This window comes from Dysosmobacter sp. HCP28S3_G4, assembly GCF_052065175.1.
Classification (GTDB): Bacteria; Bacillota; Clostridia; order Oscillospirales; family Oscillospiraceae; genus Oscillibacter.
The window spans coordinates 1-18,944 of record NZ_JBQHUP010000028.1 but is presented as its reverse complement, the minus strand read 5'-3'; the positions used below and the strand labels follow the sequence as shown (position 1 = coordinate 18,944).

Annotated in this window: 19 protein-coding genes and 1 pseudogene; 3 read left to right on the top strand and 17 right to left on the bottom strand. The window is 57.6% G+C overall.

All coding sequences use genetic code 11. The features are described from left to right. Positions 1–112: 112 nt before the first annotated feature. The gene (locus ACTNBU_RS08060; protein WP_441032568.1) at positions 113–1,051 is read left to right on the top strand and encodes a tyrosine-type recombinase/integrase; all 939 of its coding nucleotides are present in this window, start codon (positions 113–115) and stop codon (positions 1,049–1,051) included. A 728-nt stretch (positions 1,052–1,779) separates the two neighbouring features. On the opposite strand, the gene ACTNBU_RS08055 is transcribed toward ACTNBU_RS08060, so the two are convergent. From ACTNBU_RS08055 to ACTNBU_RS07980, 16 genes and pseudogenes are all read right to left on the bottom strand, one after another. Then, positions 1,780–2,865: a sugar kinase gene (locus tag ACTNBU_RS08055; RefSeq protein ID WP_441032565.1), complete on the bottom strand. Its 1,086-nt coding sequence runs from the start codon at positions 2,863–2,865 to the stop codon at positions 1,780–1,782. A gap of 22 nt (positions 2,866–2,887) precedes the next feature. Continuing rightward, complete coding sequence (gene ilvD / locus ACTNBU_RS08050; RefSeq protein ID WP_441032604.1) at positions 2,888–4,603, bottom strand: dihydroxy-acid dehydratase; 1,716 nt, start codon at positions 4,601–4,603, stop codon at positions 2,888–2,890. Between the two features lie 136 nt (positions 4,604–4,739). Next, positions 4,740–5,198, bottom strand: a complete 459-nt coding sequence (locus ACTNBU_RS08045) for an HIT family protein (protein ID WP_441032562.1) — start codon at positions 5,196–5,198, stop codon at positions 4,740–4,742. Positions 5,199–5,202: 4 nt separating this feature from the next. Further along, the gene (locus ACTNBU_RS08040; protein WP_441032560.1) at positions 5,203–6,228 is read right to left on the bottom strand and encodes a PfkB family carbohydrate kinase; all 1,026 of its coding nucleotides are present in this window, start codon (positions 6,226–6,228) and stop codon (positions 5,203–5,205) included. A 16-nt stretch (positions 6,229–6,244) separates the two neighbouring features. Further along, the gene (locus tag ACTNBU_RS08035) at positions 6,245–7,201 is read right to left on the bottom strand and encodes a bifunctional 4-hydroxy-2-oxoglutarate aldolase/2-dehydro-3-deoxy-phosphogluconate aldolase (RefSeq protein WP_441032557.1); all 957 of its coding nucleotides are present in this window, start codon (positions 7,199–7,201) and stop codon (positions 6,245–6,247) included. 54 nt (positions 7,202–7,255) lie between these two features. After that, positions 7,256–8,215, bottom strand: a complete 960-nt coding sequence (locus ACTNBU_RS08030; RefSeq protein ID WP_441032554.1) for a C-terminal binding protein — start codon at positions 8,213–8,215, stop codon at positions 7,256–7,258. Positions 8,216–8,234: 19 nt separating this feature from the next. Next, positions 8,235–9,002 carry an SDR family NAD(P)-dependent oxidoreductase gene (locus ACTNBU_RS08025; protein WP_441032552.1) on the bottom strand — a complete coding sequence of 256 codons (768 nt, stop codon included), beginning with the start codon at positions 9,000–9,002 and terminating at the stop codon, positions 8,235–8,237. A gap of 98 nt (positions 9,003–9,100) precedes the next feature. Next, positions 9,101–9,886, bottom strand: a complete 786-nt coding sequence (locus ACTNBU_RS08020) for a 5-deoxy-glucuronate isomerase (RefSeq protein WP_441032549.1) — start codon at positions 9,884–9,886, stop codon at positions 9,101–9,103. A 200-nt stretch (positions 9,887–10,086) separates the two neighbouring features. Beyond that, positions 10,087–11,361 carry a TRAP transporter large permease gene (locus ACTNBU_RS08015; RefSeq protein WP_441032547.1) on the bottom strand — a complete coding sequence of 425 codons (1,275 nt, stop codon included), beginning with the start codon at positions 11,359–11,361 and terminating at the stop codon, positions 10,087–10,089. Then, positions 11,361–11,882 carry a TRAP transporter small permease gene (locus ACTNBU_RS08010; protein WP_441032544.1) on the bottom strand — a complete coding sequence of 174 codons (522 nt, stop codon included), beginning with the start codon at positions 11,880–11,882 and terminating at the stop codon, positions 11,361–11,363. Before ACTNBU_RS08010 ends, ACTNBU_RS08015 begins: the two co-directional genes overlap by 1 nt. Before the next feature lie 113 nt (positions 11,883–11,995). Next, positions 11,996–13,030 (bottom strand): TRAP transporter substrate-binding protein, encoded by a 1,035-nt coding sequence (locus ACTNBU_RS08005; RefSeq protein WP_441032541.1) that lies wholly within the window; start codon positions 13,028–13,030, stop codon positions 11,996–11,998. A gap of 253 nt (positions 13,031–13,283) precedes the next feature. Then, positions 13,284–13,985, bottom strand: coding sequence for a FadR/GntR family transcriptional regulator (locus ACTNBU_RS08000; protein ID WP_441032538.1), 702 nt, complete (start codon positions 13,983–13,985; stop codon positions 13,284–13,286). A gap of 364 nt (positions 13,986–14,349) precedes the next feature. Further along, positions 14,350–15,327 carry an IS5 family transposase gene (locus ACTNBU_RS07995; protein ID WP_441032601.1) on the bottom strand — a complete coding sequence of 326 codons (978 nt, stop codon included), beginning with the start codon at positions 15,325–15,327 and terminating at the stop codon, positions 14,350–14,352. Positions 15,328–15,413: 86 nt separating this feature from the next. Further along, positions 15,414–15,809 carry a hypothetical protein gene (locus ACTNBU_RS07990; RefSeq protein WP_441032535.1) on the bottom strand — a complete coding sequence of 132 codons (396 nt, stop codon included), beginning with the start codon at positions 15,807–15,809 and terminating at the stop codon, positions 15,414–15,416. Positions 15,810–16,421: 612 nt separating this feature from the next. After that, positions 16,422–17,003: pseudogene (locus ACTNBU_RS07985) on the bottom strand (reverse transcriptase domain-containing protein); the annotation flags it as partial. Continuing rightward, the gene (locus tag ACTNBU_RS07980; RefSeq protein WP_441032533.1) at positions 16,912–17,550 is read right to left on the bottom strand and encodes a hypothetical protein; all 639 of its coding nucleotides are present in this window, start codon (positions 17,548–17,550) and stop codon (positions 16,912–16,914) included. The gene ACTNBU_RS07980 and the pseudogene ACTNBU_RS07985, both read right to left, overlap by 92 nt. Here ACTNBU_RS07980 and ACTNBU_RS07975 point away from each other — a divergent pair. Continuing rightward, complete coding sequence (locus ACTNBU_RS07975) at positions 17,540–17,872, top strand: hypothetical protein (protein ID WP_441032530.1); 333 nt, start codon at positions 17,540–17,542, stop codon at positions 17,870–17,872. The genes ACTNBU_RS07980 and ACTNBU_RS07975 overlap by 11 nt on opposite strands. Then, a complete protein-coding gene (locus ACTNBU_RS07970) occupies positions 17,830–18,423 on the top strand; it encodes a hypothetical protein (protein WP_441032527.1) in 594 nt (197 codons plus the stop codon). The genes ACTNBU_RS07975 and ACTNBU_RS07970 overlap by 43 nt, the downstream gene beginning before the upstream one ends. A 238-nt stretch (positions 18,424–18,661) precedes the next feature. On the opposite strand, the gene ACTNBU_RS07965 is transcribed toward ACTNBU_RS07970, so the two are convergent. Next, a partial coding sequence (locus ACTNBU_RS07965) for a ketopantoate reductase family protein (protein WP_441032524.1) occupies positions 18,662–18,944 on the bottom strand: 283 nt, incomplete at its 5' end.

Here is an 18,944-nt window from a genome sequence, read left to right as displayed (position 1 = left end):
CCCTCTGAAAAGTTCGGAAGTCTGATTTCCATTCCAAAACAAGCAGGAAGCACGTCATCTTCGTGGAAATGCGAGAGATGTGCTTCCTGTTTTTGCGTATTTGGAGGGTGAAATGATGAAGAAAATCAGGATGTGCTTCCCCAATGAAAAGACGTTTCAAGAGGGCTTTGAAGAGTATATTTTGGATTGTAAAGCCCGCAACCTGCGGGATGGGACGATCAACCATTATCGGGAATCCATTAAGCAGATTTACAAGCGTATCCCGGCAGACACGCCGATTTCTTCAATGTCCCCACAGACAATGGCTGATTTCTATATTTCGTTGAGGGAAGACCCTGATTTGAACGAAGTTTCTATGGGAACGTATGCGAGAGACTTAAAAACGCTGATGCGATTTTTTATGAAATGTAAGTATCTGCCGTTCTTTGAAATCCCTCTTCCAAAAGCAGATAAAGCCCCCATCCAGACATACACGGACGATGAATTGAAGATGCTGCTGAAAAAGCCAGATGTGCGGAAGTGTATCTTTTCTACTTATCGCAGTTGGGTGATTGTCAATTTTCTTCTTTCTACTGGCGTCCGCCAAAACAGTCTTATTAACATCAAAATCCGGGATGTGGATTTTGATAATTCGGTAGTCTATGTGAATACCACAAAGAACCGCAAACCTCTCATTATCCCCTTGAATGAGGATATTATCAAAATCCTCAAAGAGTATTTACAGTATCGCGGCGGAGGTATTGATGATTGGCTTTTTTGCTCTGTCTATGGCAAGCAACTTACCAGAAGCAGTAATTATCACGCACTTTGGGATTACTGCCACGAAAGAGGATTAGAACAGACAGGCGTTCATCGTTTCAGACACACATTTGCGAAAAAATGGGCGACTATGGGCGGTTCGGTTGTGGTTCTTCAAAAGATACTCGGTCATAGCAGCCTTGCGATTACAGAGGGATATTTGAACCTTTTGACGAGTGATTTGAAGAAAGAGATGGACGAAGTAAATATTATTCGGAGCCTGAAACAGGAACACATTCGGATGCGGGCATAATGAAGCATCTTGGAACCGGGTCTGTCCCAAATTCTGTGTAAACACCGAAATGCGGTGCAAATAGAGCAAAATATATTCAAGGTGGAAGTGGTGCAAGCTGCTGCCGCCTTGTTTTCAAAATAACAGTAGATCGTGGGCATGTCAAGGGCGGGGGCGCCAGCCCCCGTTCATCTTGATCCTTGACATGCCGGTATGCAGCAGGTTATTCCGGCATGCGATCAGCAAAAAATACTGCCAGCTGAGCATGAATCATTCGATATCCGTAAATGTTTCCTGTTTCTTCATCGTCATGCACCACCATTGCTGTGATAGTCTTATTATCCCACATCCGGAGCCTTTATGGTAGTGCGGATTAAATCAGAGGTTCCCTAAGAACTCAGCCATCCATAGGCCATAGAGGTTACAGTAAGCATAGCTGCTACAGGCTTGTCATCTCCGGTCGGGGCAAAGGAAACCACAGGCACAGAATCATCTTGCGCTGGCCAACTGTGGCCGGGACTGCCACGCGCCTTTCTGTATTGGGCCAGATTTATTTCCTCCTGTTCTGACAGGAGCGCATACCCTGTACACTCAGGCGCTTCTCCATATTCACAGTTCATACAGGGTGACTGAGATAATCGCGCAGCCATGCCCGCTTCCTTACGAAGCAGGCATGGCTGCCACACTTTTGAAATTTGTTGACTCCCCCAACGAAAGTTTCTTCGCGCAAAAGAGCAACAGGCAGAGTTTCAGCGCTTAATGTCGTAGTCCATGTTCATCAGATTGTGGATGCCGGACACGTCGTCGGTGATATTGGCATCGCCCCGGATGGTGTGCTTGATGGCGCTGCTGGCCACGGCGAAGTTGATCATGTCCATGGGCTTGTAGGCGTGCATCATGGCATAGATCAGGCCGCTGGCGAAGGCGTCGCCGCCGCCCACCCGGTCCAGGATGTTGAAGGTGAACAGCTTGCTCTCAAAGGTGTGGCCCTCATACCACATGAAGGCTTTCAGGCTGTTCTCGCTGCCGCTGTGAACATACCGCACATGGCGGGCGATGCAGCGGAGATTGGGATAGCGCTCAATGAACGCCTGGAAGATCTCGTCCTGCTGCTCGTAGCTGGGACGGAAGGGCACATCGTCCTTCCAGTCCCCCCGGCTGTGGTCGCCCTCGTCCCGCCACAGATGGTAGGGCTCGATGCCGAACAGCACGTCCACATAGGGCAGATACTCCGTGCAGACGTCCCGGGCCTCCTCCCAGGACCAGAGGGAGCTGCGGAAGTTGCCGTCAAAGCTGGTGGTCAGGCCTTTTCCCTTGGCGATGCGCAGGCAGTCCATTACCAGCTTCCGGCAGTTGGGGCCCAGGGCCGGGGTGATGCCGCTGAGATGGAGCCAGGTGAACTCCCCCAGCAGCGCCTCCAGATCCACCTGGCTGAAGTCAAACTCCGTGATGGCGCTGTGCTTCCGGTCGTAGATGACCTTGCTGGGCCGGATGCCGTAGCCGGTCTCCAGATAGTAGCTGCCCAACCGGTGGGTGGGGGTCTGCTCCGGCGTGCTGAGGATCACCGGCGTGCAGTGGACATCGTTGCTGCGGAGATGGCGGATGGCGCTCTTGCCCAGGGAGTTGTTGGGCACCACGCTGAAGAAGGTGCTGTCCACCCCCAGGTTGGCCAGGGCCATGGCGATGTTGGCCTCGCTGCCGCCGTAGTTGGCCTCAAAGGCGGAGGTCATGCGGATCTTCTCGTAGTTGGGCGGGGAGAGCCGGAGCATGATCTCTCCCACGGTGATGAATCTGTCGGTGGCGGCCGGGTTCAGCAGCGGGTTTTTGTGTTCCATTGAGAAAGCCTCCTTGCAGCGGTTATTTCATGTTTCCGCCCCGCATGGGGGACTGAGCGTGCTGGGAGAACAACTTCAGCACGCCGCCGGTGTACCGGGAGGGACGGGGCTGCCAGGCCTTCCGGCGCTCCGTCAGGATGGCGTCCATCTCGGCGGGGCTCTTCCGCTCTCCGGCCGCCCCCACGATCTCCAGACGGCGTGCGACGACGTCGATGTGGATCAGGTCCCCCTCCTCTACCAGCGCGATGGGGCCGCCCTGGGCCGCCTCGGGGGAGATGTGGCCAATGGCCGGGCCCTTGGAGGCGCCGGAGAACCGGCCATCCGTCAGCAGGGCAATGGACCTGGCCAGCTCCGGGTCAGAGGAGATGGCCTCCGTGGTGTAGAACATCTCCGGCATGCCGCTGCCCCGGGGACCCTCGTAGCGGATGATCACCGCGTCGCCGGGCTGGATCTGATGGGTGAGCACGGCGTGGATGGCGTCCTCCTCGCAGTCGAAGGGACGGGCCCTCAAGGTAGCGTCAAACATCTCTTTCGGGGCGGCGGTGTGCTTGATGACGGCGCCGTCGGGGCAGAGATTGCCCTTCAGGACGGCGATGCTGCCGTCGGTACCGAAGGGATCGTCAAAGGGTCGGATGATGTCCCGGCGTTCCAGGCCCAGCTTTTTCAGGGCCTCGGCGCTGCGATCGTAGAAACCGTTCTGACGCAGATCCTCCAAATTCTCCCCCAGGGTCTTTCCGGTGACGGTCAGAACGTCCAGGTGCAGGAACTGCCGGATCTCCTCCATGATGGCGGGTACGCCGCCGGCGGCGTAGAAGAAGGCGGCGGGCCACCGTCCGGCGGGCCGGATGTCCAGCAGGTAGTGCATGCCCCGGTGAAGCCGGTCAAAGGTGTCGCCGTCGATGTCAATACCGAACTCCTGGGCGATGGCGGGCAGGTGCAGCAGGGCGTTGGTGGAGCCGGAGATGGCCGCGTGGACGATGATGGCGTTCTCAAAGGACGCCCGGGTGACGATCTTCCGGGCCGTCAGCCCCTCCCGGGCCAGCCGGACGGACTGCTTTCCGGCCTCGTAGGCCGCCCGCCGCAGCTCCGGGCTGGTGGCGGGCATCAGGGCGGTGCCGGGCAGCATCAGTCCCAGGGACTCCGCCATGATCTGCATGGTAGAGGCGGTGCCCATGAAGGAGCAGGCGCCGCAGGAGGGGCAGGCGTTCTGCTTGTAATAGCGGAACTTCTCCTCGGTAATTTCATGCCGCTCGAACATGGCGCTGTACTTGCCGATCTGCTCCAGGGTCAGCAGGTCCGGACCGGGGTCCATGACGCCGCCGGTGACCATGATGGAGGGCAGGTCCACCCGGCCGATGCCCATGAGATGGGCGGGCATCCCTTTGTCACAGCTGGCCAGGAACACGCCGCCGTCAAAGGGGGTGGCATTGGCGTGGATCTCGATCATGTTGGCGATCATGTCCCGGGAGGCCAGGGAGTAGTTGATGCCGTCGTGGCCCTGGGACTCTCCGTCGCAGATGTCGGTGGTAAAGTAACGTGCGCCGAAACCACCGGCGTCCCTGACGCCCCGCCGGACCTCCTCCGCCAGCTCCAGCAGATGGCCGCTGCCGGGATGGCTGTCACCGAAGGTGCTCTCAATGATAATCTGCGGCTTGCTCAGGTCTTCCGGCTTCCAGCCGGTGCCCAGGCGCAGGGGGTCCAGCTCCGGAGCGATCTCCCGCAGCTTCTGGCTGGTCAGTTCCTGATCCTGCATCATAAAAATTTTCCTCCTCACGCGGATGTTCCGCGGATTTTTCAGGATAGCGCAGGGCAGCAATGGAAGCTTCCATTGCTGCCCACACGAAGGAGTATGTTCACCGGAACAGGGAGAGCCCTCACATCAGGTGTTTCACCACGGGCAGGCCCTTCTCCGCCGCGATGTCATCCATCGCGCTGAGAACAGCCCGGCCCACAGCCTGAAAGGCCTCCGGTTCCATAGTGACCTTGGGAATGTTGTCGGTGAAGGGACCGCCCCACTGCAGGCCGTCTTTCGTTTTGGGGACCACATGGACATGGAAGTGGGAGACGATATCCCCGTAGATGGCGTAATTGATCTTGTCCGCTTTTGCATAGCGGGCGATGGCCTCCGCCACCAGGGAGACTTCACCGAAGAAGCCGCTGCGCTGTTCGTCGGTCAGCTGCCAGATCTCATCGTGATGGCCCTTCAGTGCCACCACGCAGCGGCCCTGGTGCTTCTGGTCGTTGAACAGATACACATCCGCCCAGCGCAGCTCGGCCAGCGGGGTCATCAGCGCCAGCAGGCGCTCGTCCTTTTCACAGTAAAAGCAGCTCATACCGTTATCTCTGCACGCGGCCGGTGCCGTCGCCGCCCATGAGCTTCTCCACGTCCGAGACGCCCACGCGGTTGAAGTCACCGATGATGCTGTGCTTCAGGCAGGAGGCCGCCACGGCGAACTCCAGGGCCTGCTGCTTGTCCTCGTAGGTGTTCAGGCCGTAGATCAGGCCGCCGGCAAAGCTGTCGCCGCCGCCCACGCGGTCCACGATATCCCGGATCTCGTACTTCTTGGAGACATAGAAGTTCTCGCCGTCGTTGAGGCAGGCGGCCCAGCCGTTCCAGTCGGCGCTGTGGCTCTCCCGCAGGGTGATGGCGATCATCTTCATGTTGGGATAGGCGGCCAGGACCTTGTTGCCCAGGTCGCGGTACTTCTCGCGGTCCAGCTCGCCGGACTCCACCACCACATCGGTGGTGATCTCCAGGGACTTCTGCACGTCCTCCTCGTTGGCGATGGCCACGTCCACGAAGTTGGCGATCTCCCGCATGACCTCGGCGGCGCGCTTGCCGTACTTCCACAGGTTCTTGCGGTAGTTCAGGTCGCAGGACACGGTGATGCCCCGCTTCTTAGCCTCCTTCACGCTCTCCAGGGACAGCTCCATGGCGGTCTCGGAGATGGCGGGGGTGATGCCGGTGATGTGGAACCACTCCACGCCCTCGAAAGCCTTGTCCCAGTCGATGGAGCCGGGCTTGGCCATGGCGATGGAGGACCAGGCGCGGTCATAGACCACCTTGGAGGGACGCTGGTTGGCGCCGCCCTCCAGGAAATAGATGCCCATGCGGCCCTCGCCCCGCAGGATACGGGAGGTGTCCACGCCGAAGCGGCGCAGCTCCTTGACGCACTCGTCACCGATGGCGTTGGAGGGCAGGACGGTCAGGAAGCCGGCGTCCATGCCGTAGTTGGCCAGGGACACGGCCACGTTGGCCTCGCCGCCGCCGAAGGTAGCCTCCAGCATGGGAGACTGGAAGAAGCACTCCTGTCCGGGTGCCTTCAGACGGAGCATGATCTCACCGAAAGTCAGAAATTTCATTGTGCGTTCCTCCCTCTTATTTCTGCAGCAGGTGCACGGCAAAGCCGCCGAACTGCTGCTTCAGATAAACCGCGGTCATCTTGTCGCCCTTGTACTTGGCGGTGGACTCGTCCAGCTCAAAGCCCGCCTTGGCCAGCTCCACGGCGGCCCGGGGGATGGAGTTGGTGCGGATGGCGATGTGGCCGTTGTCGCCCAGGTACTGAGACTTCATCACTTCCACGGCGGAACTGGCGAAGTTGGAGCTGTTGCCCTCCTTGGTCTCGAAGCCGAAGGCGTCGTTCAGCTGGCGGCAGACCTCCATGGAGGCATCGCCGTCGGCGGTGTTGACGCCGATGTGGGCCACCTCGAAGCCCAGGGCGATCTTCCGGGCCTCTTTGCACAGCGCGGTGATCTTGTCAAAGTTGTGGGCGGAGATGTCGGCCTTGGTGCACAGCCAGCTGCCGCCCACGGCGTGGATGAAGGGAGCGGCGATGTACTCATCCAGGTTCTTGCCGTTGACGCCGCCGGTGGGGATGAACTTGATGCCGCCGAAGGGGCCGGACAGGGACTTCATGGCAGTGAGGCCGCCATAGACGTTGGCGGGGAAGAACTTGACCACCTTCAGGCCCTGGGCGATGGCGGCCATGATCTCAGTGGGGGTGACGCAGCCCGGGGTGATGGCCACGTTGTTCTCCACGCACCAGGCCACCACTTCCTCGCAGTAGCCGGGGGACACGATGAACCTGGCGCCGGCTTCCACGGCGGCCTTGCACTGCTCCAGATTCAGGACGGTGCCGGCGCCCACCACCATGTCGGGGCACTCCTTGGCCACGGCGGCGATGGATTCCCTGGCGGCGGCGGTGCGGAAGGTGATCTCCATGACGTCGATGCCGCCGGCCAGCAGGGCTTTGGCGGTGGGGACGGCGTCAGCGGCGTTCTCGATGACAACAACAGGCACGACGCCCGCGTTGGAAAGACGGTCGATGATTTCCATTGATATGCTTCCTTTCCGTCCGGGTCCCCTCCGGGACCCGGCAGCTTTGTTTGATTACAGCTTGTTGACAGGATACTTGGGCGCCGCGCCGGTGAGCACGTCGATGACGTTCTGGGCGGCCTTGGTCTTCAGCTCCTGGACGCCCTCGGCGGTGGAGTAGGCGGTGTGGTCGGTGAGGACCACATTGTCCAGCTGGCAGAAGGGGGAATCAGCGCCCAGAGGCTCGTGGTTGTGGGTGTCCAGACCAGCGGCCAGGATGCGGCCCTCCCGCAGGGCCTCCAGCAGGTCGGTGTCGTTCACCAGGGGACCGCGGCTGACGTTGATGAGGATGGCGGTGGGCTTCATCTTGCCCAGGGTCTCTTTGTTGATCATGCCGTTGGTCTCAGCGTTGGCGTGGAGGTGCAGGGAGATGATATCGGAGACGGCCAGCAGCTCGTCCAGCTCCACCTTCCGCACGCCGATCTTGGCCAGATCCTCGGCAGAGATGTAGGGATCATAGGCCACGACCTCCTTCAGGCCGAAGCCGCTGACCTTCCGGATCAGGGCCCGGGCGATGCGTCCGGCGCCGATGACGCCCAGAGTCTTGTCCTTCAGGCGGAAGCTGGTGGCCTGGAGGTTCCAGGCGCCCTCCCGGACCTTCCGGTCCCGCATGGGGATGTGGCGCAGGCAGGACAGCATCAGGGCCAGGGCATGGTCGGACACGTCCTCCATGCAGTAGTCGGGGACGTTGGTCACCTGGATGCCGGCGGCGGTGGCCGCGGCCAGGTCCACGTTCTCAAAGCCCACGCCGTAGCGGCTGATGACCCTACACTTCTTCAGACCGGCGATGGCCTTGGCGGTCATGGGGGCCAGGTCCAGCAGGACGGCGTCGGCATCGGCGCACTGGACGGCGATGTCCTCGTCGCTCCCGCAGTGGCAGAGCTTCAGCTCCGCGTCGATGGACTGGAGCATGGCGCGCTCCACCTCATAGCTGGCGTGGCGCTCGTCGCTGACGCAAACAGTATACTTTGCCATAATTCTCCGCTCCCCCTTTTTATTTCACCAGATAGCCGCCGTCCACGGGAATCACGGCGCCGTCCAGATAGTCGGAGGCGTGGGAGGCCAGGAAGATGGCGGTTCCCTTCATGTCCTCGCCGGTGCCCCAGCGGCCCGCGGGGATGCGGTCGGTGATGATCTTGCAGCGGGGGTTGTTGGGGTCGGTGAGAGCCACATTCATGTCAGTGGCCATGTAGCCGGGGGCGATACAGTTGACGTTGATGCCCTTGCAGGCCAGCTCGTTGGCCATGCCCTTGCTGAACTGGGCCACGCCGCCCTTGGACGCCGCGTAGGCGGGGACGGTCTGGCCGCCGAAGAAGGACAGCATGGAGGCGATGTTGATAATCTTGCCGTAGGGCTTCTCCTTTTTCAGGAACTCCCGGGCGGCCATCTGGCTCAGGTCGAAGGGAGCGGTCATGTTGACCTCGATGACCTCGTTCCAGTCCTCCATGGGGAAGTTGGGGCTCTCGTGGCGGCGCTGGATACCGGCGGCGTTCAGGATGATGTCCAGACCGCCCAGGATCTCCACAGCTTTCTCAAAGCCGGCCTTGCGCTCCTCAGCGCTGGCCAGATTCACCTTCAGGCCCTTGCAGTCCAGGCCCTTGGCGCAGAACTCCGCCGCCACGTCCTGCACCTTGTCGCTGGTGCCGAAGATGACCACGGAAGCGCCGGCCTCCATCAGGCCCTCGGCCATGCTCTTGCCCAGGCCGCGGGTGCCGCCGGTCACGATGGCCTTTCTGCCGGTGAGATCAAACAGATTCGTCATAATAGAGTTCCTCCATCATCATTCAAATTCAATCGCGCAGGTCGCGCGGGCCGTTCAATGACGGCAGTGTCGTCCGGGCAGTCCCGGAGACAGATCGCTCAGCGCTCGGAGTTGAAGCTCTCCAGGGCGGGGTCCAGGACCGCCAGATTGTAGCTGCGGCTGGAGTGGCGCAGGGCACCCAGGCACCACAGATAGGCGTTGCGGGTGCCGGGGCTGGCCACGGTGGGATGATAGCCCACGGGCGCCTGCACAAAGGTGCCGGAGTGCACGGTGTGAGTGACGATGTCCTCCACCTCGCCGCTCTTCAGATAGCTGATGTGGAAGCCGAAGTGAGGCAGGGGCATGTCGAAGTAGCAGTAGATCTCCTCCAGATCCTTCTCATGCTGGTGAGGAGGCCAGCTGGTCCAGGCTCCCTCGCCACCCCAGGTGAGGCCGCAGATCAGGCGGGAGGCCTCGTCCTTGTCGGACAGGGTCATCATGACCTCCCGCTGGCCGATGCCGGTGCCGTGGATCTGGTGGATATCGCCCACGGGCTGGGACAGGTCGAAGGACCGGAAGAAGGCCTTGCCGACGCCCTCGTACTTGGCACCGGCGATGTAGAAGATGCAGTCCTCCAGGGCGGTGATGGTCACGGAGTCATTGCCGGGAATGTAGAACGCGTCGAACTGCTTCATAGTCTCATTGAGCACGGAATGGTCAGACAGCTTGGCAGCGCCGCTGATGAGCACGGGATGCAGCTCAGAGTCCTTGGACTCCAGGGTGTAGGACTGGCCCTTCAGCAGGTTCAGCCGGTACATCTGAGTCTCCTGGCACTCGCATTTGTCAGGGGTAATGACGGCGTGGAAGCCCGGCTCCTCCGGAGACTGCACGCTCCATTTTTCCATACGCTCTTTATTTTCCAAACTGCGCATTTGTGAAATCCTCCTTTATGGTACTCATGACGGCAAGCAAATTATCCGTCAAATTCATCAGACAAATTCAGCAAAGTTTTTTGAAAAAATAGACTGACTTTTCAAAAGCGTACGAAAGTCAGTCCGCTTGGCCCCCGGAGCCCGGCGAGCCAGGCTCCGGAGACCGGAAAAGATCACAGCAGGAAGGTGCTGATCTGGGGGATCAGGACCACCAGGAAGAACACGAAGATATAGCCCACGAAGAAGGGCCACTGACCCTTGACGATCTCGCCCATCTTCAGCTTGGTGACAGAGGCGGCAGAGAAGATGTTGACGGCCACAGGCGGCGTCATGGTTCCCACCACGTTGGCGATGGAGACGATCATGCCGAAGTGAATTACGTTGATGCCCAACGCCTGGGCGATGGGCCACAGCACGGGGACCAGCAGCACGCAGGTGGCGATGCCCTCCAGGAAGGTGCCGAAGATCAGCAGGATGATGGCGATCATCAGGCAGAACAGAGCGGGCGTCAGGTTCAGGCCCACCACGAAGTCCACCATCTGCTTAGACAGGCCGGAGTAGGCGAACAGCCAGGCAAAGGCGGTGGAGGTGGCGATGATGAACAGGGTCATGGCGGAGCCCTTGGCGGAGTCGATAAAGATCTGGTACAGATCCTTGGGCTTCAGCTCCTTGTAGATGAACATTCCGGCGATGAGGGCCCACACCACGGCGATGGCAGAGGATTCGGTGGGCGTCAGAAGGCCGGAGTAGATGCCGCCCAAGATGATGACCGGCAGCAGCAGCGCGGGAATGGCGCTGAAGAAGTTGTGCAGGAATTCCTTCAGGTTGAAGTGGATGTCATCCTTGGGCCAGCGCTCCTTGTGGGCATAGAACAGGACCACGATGGACAGGGCAACGACGATCATGATGCCGATGGCCATGCCGGACTTAAACATGTCGCCCACAGAGGCGCCGGTGATGGTAGCGTACACCACCATGATGATACTGGGCGGGATAATGGGGCCCAGGCCGCCGGACACCACCAGCAGTCCGGCGGTGCGGTCCTTGGGATAGCCCATCTTCACCATGTCGGGATACAGCATGACGCCGATGGCCACCACGGTTGCGGGAGCGGAGCCGGACAGGGCCGCGAAAAAGGCGCAGGCCAGCACCAGCACGACGCCCATACCGCCCCGGATGCCGCCGATGATGGACCGGCAGAAGTCACAGATCCGGCTGGAAATGCCGCCCTTGGTCATCAGGTTGCCGGCCAGCACGAAAAACGCGATGGCCATGATGGACGTAGAGTCCAGACCGCCGAAGATCCGCTGGCCGACGGTGGTGGCGGAGACGCCCAGCGACGGGTCCAGCAGGATAGCCGCCAGGGTGGCGGCGCCCAGGGACAGGGCAATGGGCACGCCCAGGATCAGCAGCAGCGCGAAGCCGCCAAACATGATAATACCAGCCATCAGTCTTCCGCCTCCTTCTTGGAAACAGCCGTCTCATCTTCCTCCGGCTTGTTGAAATTCAGAATCATCTTGAGCAGCAGAACGATCTGAATCACGGTGATCAGGGCGAAGCTCAGCAGCAGAGCAAAGTAGGGAACGGTCATAGGGATGCCCAGACCGGGAGAAGTCTGTCCGGTCCTTACCTGCTTGAGCACCATGCTCAGGGAGATGTTGGTCATCATGGCGGCAAAAGCAATGACGATGACCTTCGCCACTATCAGCAGGACCTTGTGGGCCTTGCCCTTGAATTTGTCCACCACGCCGGTAACGGCGATCTGGGTGCCGTCCCGCAAGCCCAGTTCCGTACCCAGCATGACCATGTAGACCATACAGTACTTGGCGGCCTCTTCAAAGCCGGAGACAGGGATCTTGAAGATATTGCGGTTGACCACCTGGATGAAGATGGCGGCCACCATCACTGTGAAAGTGATGACCAGCACCAGGTTTTCCAGGTGCTGCAGTTTGCCGAGGAGTTTTTTCATTGTGCGAAGCACCTCTCTCATTCTCTTAGAGTTTCTCAGATAGTAAATGGGAGCCGCCGCTCAGGCGGCTCCCATTGTCATCTGCGGGAAACCAGGAAATTCGTTCCGGAGACTCAGGCCACGCTGGCGATGGCCTCGTCAACAGCAGCCTGCCAAGTGGGATCGAAGGTGAAGCCCTTCTCCTTAGCCTTGGCCTGATAGGCGGCCTGCAGAGTGGGGATGTCGATGTCGTAGAAGGAAACACCCAGATCCTTCAGCTTCGCGGTAGCCTCGGCGTTGGCCTCGTTCAGCAGGTTCCGCTCGTACTCGACACCCTCCTGGACGGCGTTCATGAAGGGCTCACGCAGATCCTCGGGGATCTTGTTCCAGGCATCGTCAGACATGCACATCAGGATGTACACGAAGGCGTGCTGGGTGTTGGTGACGTTCTTGGTGACCTCATAGTAACCGGAGTTCAGGCAGTTGGAGGTGGCGTTCTCGCAAGCGTCGATGGTACCCTGCTGCAGAGCGGTGAACACGTCGTTGTAGCTCATGGCGATGGGCATGGCGCCGAAGGACTCGAAGGCGGCCTGGTGATACTGGTTCTCCATGGTGCGGATGGTCACGCCCTTGAAGTCATCAATGGTCTGGATGGGCTTGGTGGAGAAGGTGTTCCGGAAGCCGGACTCCAGGAAGCCGATGACATGCAGGCCCTGCTTCTCAGCGGCCTCCTTGATCAGATCGCCCAGGGTGCCGTCCACGGCGGCGTGCGCCTCGTCGGCATTCTTCCACAGATAAGCCTGGTCCAGAATGCCCATCTCGGGGATAAAGTTGGTCAGAACGGAGTTGGCGCAGGTGGCGATGTCCAGGCTGTTGTCCATAGCCAGCTCGATGGTGTCGCGCTCGCCGCCCAGGGAGCCGCCGGCCATGACCTCGATCTGGATACGGCCGTCAGTGGCGGCGGACACCAGCTCGGCGATCTTCTGGCCGCCCTGCACATAGGGAGCGGTCTCGGGATCCACGAAGTGCATCTTGAAGGTGATGGTCTCGCCGGAATTGGAGGTGCCGGAGGCGGCGCCGGAGTTGCCGGAGGAAGCCCCGCTAGAGCCGCAGGCTGCCAGGGAGAGGGTCATTGCTGCTGCCATCAGCATTGCCATGATCTTTTTCATTGTTGTTACTCCTTCTTTTCATCATTTTACATCCGATCAGCTGTATCCGAAATTCATCAGATGTATTTTACATGTTTAAAGATAGCACTCCAAAATTCATCAGTCAATAATTGTTCAAAAATTCACAATATTTTGGAGGATTGGACAGGTAAAAATGATTCTATTTGTATAAATTGTCAGTTTCTGGCTACAAAAAGCGGTCCCCGGAGGGACCACTTTTGCCGGTAAACGTTTACGCTTGTATGACGAATTTTTAACGTTTTTTCAGCTGCTTTGCATTTCTAGCCATAAAGTCACGGTTGGTGTTCAGATGAACGATCATATTGTACCGGGCACCGGCGGCATCCCGCCGCAGGATGGCGTCCATGATGCGGCGGTGCTGCACGTTGGTCATCAGACGGTGTTCATCCTTGGTGGTGGCGATGTTCACCCGGACGGAGGACGTGATGACGGGGATCAGGTTCTTCAACACCCGGTTACCGCTGCACTCCGCCAGATACCGGTGGAACTGGGTGTCTGCCTCAGAGTAATCCTGATCCTCCTCAATGAGGCGGCTGACCTCATCGCAGTAGAACTGCAGCTGTTCCAATTGCACGCTGTTAGCCCGCCGTGCCACGATGGAGCAGATCTCCGGCTCCAGCATCAGACGGATGTCCAGCAGATCCAGCGCCAGATAGGGATCATCGCCCATGAATGTCAGCCCCAGGGGGTCCTCAGGTACGCCCTGCTTGGCGGACACAAAGGTGCCGGAGCCCTGCCGTACCTCCAGGATGTTCCGGGAGACCAGCCGCCGGGTGGCCTCCCGCAGCGTGCTGCGGCCGATCCCCAACTGCTGCGCCAGATCGTATTCATTAGGCAGACGGTCTCCGGCCTTCATGTTGTGGTCCAGGATCAGCTTGATGATCTCGTCCACCGTTGTGTCCACCAGCGTGGCACCCTCCTTGCGCTTTTCCAAGTTCAGTTTCCTCCTGTTTCAATTATCTTGCGTTTAAATTATAACACGTCCTGTAAGGTCAGACAAATTTTTCTTTTCTTTTTTTCCAATTTTTTTGATTTTATTGGGCAACACTGCATAACTGGATCTGAGTAAAACAAGACATCCCCAACCAGCGATGTGGTTGGGGATGGTCCCTTAGGGTGTCCGCAGGCAAAGCGCCTCAGATGGCCAGACAAGGCCTGTCAGCCAGAATCAGATTTGTCAGAACAAGCACCATATTTAGGGCAACACCGCACAAATAGCGTATAGGGAGAGCCGTAGTAAGCTCGTCTGCAGGGCAGCCAGTATTATCCCCTCGGTTCGCCTGGCAGGGCGCACCAACTCAGGCTGCCAGGCAGGGCCTGTCAGCCAAGATCAGGTTCTCCAAAGCGAACAGCATATTCAATTTGGCGGTCTGCTTCCGCAGGCCCCGGTACCGTGTCTTTCGGTATCGGAACCGACCCTTGACGACCGCAAATACGTGTTCCACTTTAGCGCGAATGGATGACTTTTCGTGCTCTCTGCGCTTGAGCTGGCCCTGTGCCCTGGTTGGTTTCTTCCTGATTTGAGAAGGGCGGCGGTTAATCCTGTAGCGGATGCGCCTTCCCTGGCGATTCCTTCGGATGCTATCCTCACGTTTGTCCGCACCAAGATACCCGCTGTCTCCATAGACACTTTCTTCGTCACCGGTCAGCAGCTTGGAGGTCATAACCACATCATGGGTATTGGCCCCAGTCACCTCAACGGTGTGGACCAGACCGGTATCCTTGTCCACTCCAACGTGCGCCTTGTAGCCGAAGTACCATGTGTTTCCCTTCTTCACCTGATGCGCGTCCGGGTCCCGCTGCTTTTCCTGATTTTTTGTGGAGGATGGCGCTGCAATGATCGTGGAGTCCACAATGGTCCTTTTTTTGAGGATAAGTCCTCTTTGCTGCAAAAGCTCCACTACCTGGCGGAACAGCTTCTCCTGCAGCCCATTGCGTATCAGCAGATTCCGAAAACGCCCCAGTGTATCGCCATCCGGCACCTGGTTGCTGGAGTCCACTCCGCAGAACTCCGAAAAGGCACGGCTGTCTATGACCTCAGCCACTGTTGCTTCGTCCGCCAGATCATACAGGTTTTGCAGCAGATAGATCCTCAGCATACGTTCCAAATCGTAGGGCTTATTGCCGCGTTCCCCCTTGTAGTAATACGGCCTGATGAGTGTGAGCCACTCTCCCCACGGGACGATGCGTTCTATCTGCGATAGAAATTCTTTTTTCTTTGTCCGCACCTGCGCCAATTCATCGCTCAGGCCAGACAGACTTACTTGCTTATCCATGCCCATATTTTACCACACTTACCTTTATTTCGCATCTTTTCTGTGCGGTATTGCCTTAGTTTGGAATGATCCTTGTTCTGTCTGGGTCAGAGAGACTGTAATGTTCTGCAATAGATAGATTCCCAGCATCTGTTCCAGGTCACAGGACTTATTACCGCACTCTCCTTTATAGTAGGGTGATCCCATCTTTCCTCGGAACGATGCGATCTATTACCCTCGTACGGCACAGAAGAAGTATTGTCCCCTTTCACAAAATAGAGATTCTCATGCTCATCCAGCACCGTAAACGAAAAAATGCCCTCGACCTGCTCCGCCATGTACTTCAGGCTGGAGAAATCGAGGGCCTTTTTCTGCTCAATGAGTTGTACCGCAATGTAGCTGTCGGTTTCAATTTTCGTCTTCGGCAAGCCATTGCTACACCGCAGAAGCCGGTCATTGTAGAGAATACCGTTGTGGGCCAGCACGAATTTACCGTCTTTCACATTTCCTGAAAATAGTGATAGGTAACCCTTTGAAATTATCTACAGGTTTTCCCCCACTCTACACCGTACGTGACTGTTTCCAAATCATACGGCGTGCCATCGGCAAAAGTATTGCATCAAATCATCGATAAACCATACAAAATTACTTTAAATCTGAGCGAGTCCCATTTTCTTGCGGAGTTTATTGACGGCGGAACGCTCTTTGCCGGAGAGTGCGGCTGCCAGTTCTGTTGACTCACGTGTTGTCAACAGCGGTAGGTACATCCAATGTATCATCACAATATTCCTGTATGCGTCTTTGTGCCCTTGTTCTCTGATGCGGCAGAAGGTGATCTCATCGGGCATCAATGGACGATGGGATATGGCACAGGTTCCTTTCTGCGCACAATAGACTGCAATACATTTGTCATTGAATTCCATACTTCCCGGTTCGGGGTTTTCCAGAAGATACCGGAGCACATCTATATTGACTTGCTCCAGCATCCGATGTATTTCCCGCCGTCCTTCCACTGTATAGCTATTCACACTCTTGTTGAAATTCATCGGGTTCCGGTGCTGAATAGCAGACAGCGGCAGCAGCGGATATCCATTCAGGTATCGTATTTCATGGCTTTTTCCATGATTGACATTGTCGAAAAACCCTTTGATATCAATATCTACCACATAGTGCAGATGTTGTTTCTGCATTTTAAAGTAGGCGGCCGCGATGGCATGTTCACATCCCCGATTGGGGCGGAAGCCAAAGCTGTGGGGATGAAATTTTGCCTCACAGATGGGTTCCAGGATTTGAAGGATACACTGCTGTACAAGTCGATCTGTAATGGTCGGAATGCCCAGGGAACGGGTTTTCCCATTCGGTTTTGGGATTTCTACTCTTCGTACACTCTGTGGCTTGTACCAGTTGAACTTGCTCTGTATGTGCCCTATCAGGCGCTGGGTACTCCATGTATCCAGACTGCGAATGGTTCTGCCATCTGTTCCGGGCGTTTTGCTGCCTGCGTTTTTCCGGATATTCCGATATGCCATTTTGATATTGTTTTCCGAGCATATCAGCGGAAGCAGGTTTGTAAATACCGTTCCTGACCGGCTTTTGGCATACAGCTCATCCAATATTGGCTGCATCTGGTAATATTCTGCGTTTCTCAGTTTTTGCTTCTTTTGTACTTTGTCTGGTTTCCTCAAAGTCAGCTCCATTTCTCAGTTGAAATTTCGCTTTTCTTACCCTCTTGGCATCGTACTGGGACAGCCGCTCCAGAGCGGGATGACAGCACTGTGCCAGCAATTTTTCATCGTGGATCCGGTCCAGGATGATGTACAGACCGTAGTCCAGATAGAAGAAGAACGGGGAGGGCCTGCTGAAGCGGTCGAAGAAGCTCGGTGCTCTCCGGGCCTGCTCGGCGTATTCCGCGAACCGGGAGATGTTGGAGAAGATGTTGCTGACGCCGATGATGAGATGGTGCTTCTGGGCGAACGCGGTCAGTATTTCGGACAAATCGGAGGGAATGGTGCCGTTCTCATCCGTGTCCAGCAGACCGACCAAAGAGAATTGGTAGGGGAAAAGAGGCCGGTTGGGGAGCTGGCTGGCCAGCTCCGGAAACAGGACCTGGGAATAGAAATCTGGCGCCCGGGTATAAGCGGTGCAGATGGTGAACACCCGCATGTACTTGCCGAATTTCAGACCGCTGATTTTGGAACGCAGAGTCGTCTCTGCCGGCGTGGCGGTTGTTCTGATGTATCCCATCGCATTGGAGGTGTTTGAGATCTGCGACGTCCCCAAGAAGTTCATTCTGGGCGTCCTGGCGGCTGGCTCGTTTACCTTCCCGCAGTCCATGCCCGGCAGCCCGCAGGTGGGCAATGCCGCGGCCATGACCTCCCTGGGGACCGCCGCGGATGCGGCCCTGATTCCCGGCTTGGTGGGTGTCGCGGTTGAGATCGCAGCGATCCTGGTCCTTATGAACCTCATGATCAACTGGATCCCCAGTTCACGCCTGATATGCCCAAGCCGAATTTCTGGCTGGCTATGGTTCCGATGGCGCTGCTGTTCCTGGCATTCAATCCGCTGAAGCTGCATATTGTTCCCTGCCCGGTGATTTGCAACATTCTCACGATCGGACTGTTCTGGAAGCAGCTGCACGGAAAGGATCTGAAGGGCCTGCTCAGCAAGGATGCGACGGAATCCGTTCCCATGACCATGAGCGTCAGCGCCGTGACCGGCTTTGGCACCATCATCACGACCTCTGCGGCATTTCAGACCATGCTGGACGTACTCACCGGAATCAACGCCCATCCTGTCATCATCTGCTGGATCTCCATTGCACTGCTGGCGTTCCTCACCGGCGGCTGCTCCACCTGTCAGCTCATCGGTCTGCCCCTCATCGCTCCCCGCCTGGAAGCCATGGGCCTGAGCCTCAATATGATTCACCGTGTCTCCACATTCGCATCCACCAACCTGGACACCATGCTCTACTGTGGTTCTGTTTTGATGCTGCTGCCCATGAGCCATCTGAAACTGAAGGACGCCTATCCCGCCATGTTCATTACAACCGTGCTGTCCACCACCATTGGCACCGCGGCAGTCGTGCTTGTGTCGATCCTGTTTCCGGGACTGGCTTGAGAACCGGTCGGAGCGGAACCTCCGGCCAAGCCCAATAGCATAAAAAGGAATCTGTCCGATGATGGACGGATTCCCTTTTTATGGTAAACAATAGCAGCGGGCGGCAGGAAAGATCTGCCGCCCGCTGCTATTGGGATGAAGCGGCGAGAGCCGTTGATCCGTGTGGGAATCGCCGTTATCATGCCGGTATCATCGGCCCCGGTGCTTTCTGCGCGGCTGAAATAAGCCGCAGGAAGGGTTATCTTCCGAGGTAAAGGGACTGCTTTGCCAGAACGAGATTGAGGATCAGGTCATTGCAGGGCGTGGGAATGCCATGCTCCTTGCCCAGACGGGACACAGCGCCGTTGATGATCCGGATCTCGGTCTCACGGTGATGGGTCACATCCTGCACCATGGAGCTGATGGTCTCGTCCGTCATACGGGACACCTCGAAGGCATGCTCCAGCTCCGTCTCATAATCCAGCGTGCAGCCGATGGCGTTGGCCACGGCAATGGCCTCTTTGCACAGCATCTTCGCGGTC